Here is a 4,164-nt window from a genome sequence, read left to right on the forward strand (position 1 = left end):
AGAATGCACCTAAAATAACTAACAGGTTAATAAAAAAAGGAAATTCGCATAAAGCGAAAGAAATTATATAGAAAACAAATGGGGGAGTGGTTTTCTATGGGGTTCATTCAACCGAAGAACTTCGTAACTAAAAACGGGGAACCATGTACAATAAAAACGGCATTACCTGAAGATGCGAAGAAGGTATTGAGGTTTAATCAAACCATTATTAGCGAAGCTCCTTTTTTACTTACAACGGAAGCTGAATTCAAGGTATCCTATGAACGACAAAAACAATTCTTAAAAGAGATTTTTGATGACAATGGCAAGTTAGCAATAATAGCAGAATATCAAAGTAATATTATCGGGTTTTTAGACTTCCATAATGGTCATAAAAAGCGAATACAACATCGAGGTTCACTTGGTATGAGTGTTGCAGATAAATATAGATATCAAGGGGTTGGTAAAGCCATGCTAACTTTATTGTTGGCTTGGGCAAAAGAAAATCCTTTAATTGAAAAAGTCTGCCTCGAAGTGTTTGCTGAAAATACGAATGCAGTCTCTTTATACGAAAGGGTTGGCTTTGTTGAGGAAGGACGTAAAGTAAAAGCTATAAAAGTAGATGAAGATATTTATTATGATTTAATCTCGATGGCATACTTTACGAAGAAGTAGAAAATGTATTTATTTAAAAAGTTAGATTGTGAAAAATTGTACTAGTGCTCACGGGTGCTTACCTTCAAGAAGGAGAAGTACCCTTTTTTGTAAATGTTATTGGACGAAGAAGGATAGTTGAACAATTAGAATTAATTAATAAGCAAAATCTTTATAAGTAGATTTGATTAGTATATATTATGTGAATAGTGACAATAATGTGTAAATTTAATGTATATTAATGATAATTCAGTAAAAATATGTATAATTAAAATAGAACGAACGTTCAATTTAGAGGAAGGAGCATCTCGTTGAACAAAAGGCGTTATGATGGTGAGAATGCAAAAAATGAAATCATGGAAAATGCTTCAATTCTGTTCTCTCAAAAAGGCTATAATCAAACATCAGTTGGTGATATTTCAAAAGCTTCTGGTTACAGTAAGGGACACATTTATTATCATTTCCAGAACAAAGAGCGGCTTTTTGTCCTTTTGGCACAAAAAACTATGCGAGATTGGTACGACAAGTGGGTGAAAATAGAATCTACTTACTTAACCGCAACAGAAAAATTGTATGGCATTGCTATGCACGTACTCTATAATTACCAAACACCCTTATTAAAATCAGGACAGGAGTTAGCTTCAAATCCAAACTCAAGTCCAGAATCTGTAAAACAATTATATGAATTAGCCGTTGTCCCGATGAGTTCTTATCGCTCAATCTTTCAAGAGGGTATAGAAAAGGGGGAGTTTATAGCAGGAAATCCAGATGAATGGACTGTATTACTAGGAACGTGGCTTGGTGGCTTATGCCAGCTTACGAATACTCAAGAATTGAGTTCGCTTGAGCCTCTTTTTAAACAAGCAATTATGATTTTTTTAGGGTCAATAAAAAAGGGGGAATTTAATAATGAAAATAGGATTACTAGGTGACAGTTTAACAGAAGGTCGTCCTGGAGTGTCTTTTGTTAACATTTTAAAAGATAATTACCCAAATATTTTGTTTGATAATCTAGGCAAACCAGGGGAGTCAGTTAAAAGTTTGCATACCCGTTTAACAAAAGTAAAATTAGATACAGATTATGATCTTATTTTCCTTTGGATTGGAGTCAATGATGTTTATTCAAAATTATTGAGAGTCCAAGCACAGCCTGTTGCAAAAGATCCCGAGGAATTTAGGGAGTATTACAACAAAGTATTAGAAATGGTTATAGCTTCTTCTAAACAGGTGGTTACAGTTTCACCAGCATTAGTGGGTGAAACATCAAAGAATGAATCGAATAAAGAAATAAAAAATTTATCTTCCATCATCCAATCCCTCTCTAGAAAACACTCAAATGTAAGTTTTTTAGATATGCATTCCGTATTTGAGAAACACCTTTCTAAAGTCACTTGTTCAGATTACGTCAGCATCAAAGTTATGAGAGTGATGTTGGATGTACTCTTTTATAAAAATCCAACTAGCATCGACCGGTTATCAAAAAAGCGAGGACTTCACTTCACATTAGATGGCATTCATTTAAATAGTACTGGTGCAGCACTTGTTGCAGACGAATATGCAACAATGATAGATCGACTTTTATTCTTCGACCATAAGTCCCTTCAGTAGTAAAAAAATTATTTAGGAGGAAGTAGTAATGGAAGGGTATAGGAAAGTTGCTATTGTAACGGGCGGAGCATCAGGGATAGGTAAGGCAATTTGCAATGAATTAGTTTCTAAAAATGTATTTGTTATTATTTCAGACATTAATGAACGAGATGGGAAGACTTTTAAAGCTGAGCTTAATAAAGAAGCCATCAATTCTAGGTTTGTTTATTTAAATGTAACCGAATTTAAAAGTGTTGAACGTGCGATTAATGAAGTCTATCAAGAATTCGGCCGGTTAGATTACCTTTTTAACAATGCAGGTATTGCCATGTACGGCGAATTATATGATATGTCGATAGAAGACTGGAAAGAAATTGTAGACATAAATTTATGGGGAGTCATTAATGGAACTCAAATTGGGTATAAAATCATGAAAGAACAAGGCTTCGGACATATAGTTAACACGGCATCAGCTGCAGGCCTTGGACCCTCCCCAGTATCTTCAGCCTACTCCACAACAAAACATGCAGTTGTAGGTCTAACTACATCCCTTCATTATGAAGCGGAGGAATTTGGCATAAAAGTAAGCGCGATTTGTCCAACATTTGTTGATACACCTATTTTTGATGAGGCGAAAGCAATAAATATCAATAAGTCTCTTATTACAAAACAATTGAAAAAACAAAAGATGATGTCTCCACAACAACTTGCGAAAATTGCCTTAGACGGTATCCATAAAAATAAACCTGTAATTTGTCCGATGCCAATGCGTAGAACAATGAATGTTATCTTTACGATATTTCCTCCAGTACACAGTGCATTGATGAGATTAGTTTGTAAGGTTAGTAGAAAAGCTCGTGTATCTTAAAAATTCAACTTCCTACTTGAACTATGACCACCCTACGGGTACCATCGTCTGGATGAAAATTTTGTATATCCTGTTGTGCATGTGACAATCAAGTCCGATTTTTTAACAGAGGCATACTTTTCAGAACTCTCGGCACAGTATGATCAAATTCGCTCACAGCATCGAAAATGGTATGTATTTGACCGTTCCAAAGCGATTGGATCACACGCGATTCTCACTCGTTTGATGCATGATTTGAGGGAAAATGAAGAGATGTTGGTTGGGCATCAGCATTATTATTTATTTTTTGATACTTTTGATCGACATGTCAGGCAACTTGCATACGTTACGGAGGAGGTTCATTATTTTCGAAATGAACTGAATCGATATGGGGAGGCCCCAGAGCGATTAGATGAGATGATTGAACTCGCAGCTTGCGGCAAGTGGCGACTATTCAGCGCCAAGTATCACAGGTACGAAGAAACTGAATTGGACGCAACGTATCATGTAAAGTTCGTATCGTCGAATGGTCGCTTTGAAGTAGTCTATCATATCGAGACTGGAGAGATTGTAACTAATCTAGTAAACATGGGCACGTATAATTATGCGCCGGGGAGCATCCATCCATGGAAGTATTATCAGCACCATAAATACGATAAAGTTCCCTGGAAGAAATGGGGTAATACTGATCAGATTTCATACAAGGAAATTACAAAGAGGCCGTCAAGGCATGGCTCAAAAGAGCAAAAGAATAGTACAGAAGAACTCCAATACTTGATCAAAAACAAAATGACGGATTCACAGAAGTGTCAATGGAATATGAGCGAAGAGGAGTCGTTTGGAGAAAACCCGTAAATTAAGAATTTTCGTTTTTGTATGGAATAATGTTTGGGACAGTTAAAGTAACCATCGTGGGAGAGCGCTTGACTGGAAGTCAAACGGTGTTCCATTCTAGACATAGTTTTTACCACTGTTCCTCAAACGGGCCAGATTTTTTAGTAACGCTTAGTAAGAGAAATGGAGATTGTGAAGAAATGTACTTAAGCTAACGGGTGCATTAGTTCAATCGGGGAAGGATAGTGTAAAAAGCAGTAGTT

General features: G+C 36.0%; 5 protein-coding genes. All 5 read left to right on the forward strand.

Going from position 1 to position 4,164, the window contains the following annotated elements; genetic code table 11:
- The first annotated feature begins 96 nt into the window (after nucleotides 1-96).
- The 5 genes from V7149_RS02945 to V7149_RS02965 all read left to right on the forward strand — a co-directional run bounded on the left by V7149_RS02945 (nucleotide 97) and on the right by V7149_RS02965 (nucleotide 3,922).
- Entirely contained in the window at nucleotides 97-654 is a 558-nt protein-coding gene (locus V7149_RS02945) for a GNAT family N-acetyltransferase (protein WP_335344170.1), read from the forward strand.
- A gap of 290 nt (nucleotides 655-944) precedes the next feature.
- Nucleotides 945-1,565 carry a TetR/AcrR family transcriptional regulator gene (locus V7149_RS02950; RefSeq protein WP_335344171.1) on the forward strand — a complete coding sequence of 207 codons (621 nt, stop codon included), beginning with the start codon at nucleotides 945-947 and terminating at the stop codon, nucleotides 1,563-1,565.
- The gene (locus tag V7149_RS02955) at nucleotides 1,543-2,241 is read left to right on the forward strand and encodes an SGNH/GDSL hydrolase family protein (RefSeq protein WP_335344172.1); all 699 of its coding nucleotides are present in this window, start codon (nucleotides 1,543-1,545) and stop codon (nucleotides 2,239-2,241) included. Before V7149_RS02950 ends, V7149_RS02955 begins: the two co-directional genes overlap by 23 nt.
- A 28-nt stretch (nucleotides 2,242-2,269) precedes the next feature.
- A complete protein-coding gene (locus V7149_RS02960; protein WP_335344173.1) occupies nucleotides 2,270-3,088 on the forward strand; it encodes an SDR family NAD(P)-dependent oxidoreductase in 819 nt (272 codons plus the stop codon).
- A 75-nt stretch (nucleotides 3,089-3,163) separates the two neighbouring features.
- On the forward strand, nucleotides 3,164-3,922 hold the full coding sequence (locus tag V7149_RS02965; RefSeq protein WP_335344174.1) for a hypothetical protein: 759 nt from the start codon (nucleotides 3,164-3,166) through the stop codon (nucleotides 3,920-3,922).
- Nucleotides 3,923-4,164 lie beyond the last annotated feature (242 nt).

The sequence above is a fragment of the Bacillus sp. JJ1503 genome, from assembly GCF_036965125.1.
Lineage (GTDB): Bacteria > Bacillota > Bacilli > Bacillales > Cytobacillaceae > Cytobacillus.